1 protein-coding gene is annotated in these 1,133 nt (G+C 65.8%); it reads left to right on the plus strand.

All coding sequences use genetic code 11. The annotated features are described in order from the left end of the window. Positions 1 to 57 precede the first annotated feature (57 nt). A complete protein-coding gene (locus VW23_RS26630; protein ID WP_069912498.1) occupies positions 58 to 999 on the plus strand; it encodes an IS5 family transposase in 942 nt (313 codons plus the stop codon). Positions 1,000 to 1,133: the final 134 nt, after the last annotated feature.

The following is a 1,133-nucleotide window of genomic DNA, read 5'->3' on the forward strand; positions in this document are numbered from 1 at the left end:
GGGCCTGTTGCGTAATCGCGATTTGTGATTCCGTCTGGTTGATTGAGGAGGCCGACGATGGCGATCAAGCGGACGGGTCAGCTGGGGTTCTCGGATGCTGTGATCGAGGGAGCTGCCAGTCCGCTTGACCGGATCGCTGCTCTGGTTCGGTGGGATCGGTTCGAGCAGTTGGTTGGCGGGTTGCGGCAGCAGCAAAGTCCGGGGCGACCTGCCTGGCCGGCGCTAGTGCTGTTCAAGGCACTGCTGGTGGGGGCGCTGTACGGGCTGAGCGAGCGGGAGCTTGAGGCGGCACTTGCGGATCGCTTGAGCTTCCGACGCTTTGTCGGGCTCAGCTATGAGGAGACGGTACCGGACCACAGCGTGCTCAACCGTTTTCGTGCGGAGCTGGTCGAGCTGCGGCTGCTGGAGGTGTTGTTCGCCGAGCTGGACAGGCAGCTGGAGGCGGCCGGGTTGATGGTCAAGCACGGCACCATGATGGACGCTACGGTGATCCCGTCGGTGTCGCGGCCTGGCCGGGCCAGTTCGGATCCGCAGGCCGGCTTTGCCAAGCGCACGGGCAAGCCCGGTTCGGTGTTCGGCTACAAGGCGCATGTCGGGGTGGACGAGGGCTCGGGCCTGATCCGCTCGGTGCTGGGCACTGCCGCCAATATCGGCGACACCACGCCGGCCGATGCGTTGATCCGCGGCGACGAGCAGCGGGTGTGGGGTGACAAGGCCTATCACAGCCATGCCCGGGTCGCGCATCTGAAGGCCTCGGGGATCAAGCCGCGGCTCATGGTGCGGGGCAACAAGCACCACGCACTGTCGGACCGCGTCGTGAACTACAACAAGCTGATCTCCCGACGGCGGGCGGCGGTGGAGACCACCTTCGCCACGCTCAAGCGGCGCATGAACTTCACCGCCATCCGCTACCGTGGCCTGGCCAAGGCCTGCGGTCAGATTACCCTGGCCGCTATCGCCTTCAACCTGCGCCGATGGGCCGCCCTCGTGCCGGCCTGACGATCAAAGGCCACCAAGCCAACCCCAGAACAGCCGACATCGCGCACAAATACGACCGGGTCACCCTCACCTGGCCCATCCCGCTCGCCCAATCGCAACCAACCTGCCGAAACCACCCTTTGCGCAACAGGCCC

Origin of the sequence: Devosia insulae DS-56 (assembly GCF_000970465.2) — a bacterium.
Classification (GTDB): domain Bacteria; phylum Pseudomonadota; class Alphaproteobacteria; order Rhizobiales; family Devosiaceae; genus Devosia_A; species Devosia_A insulae.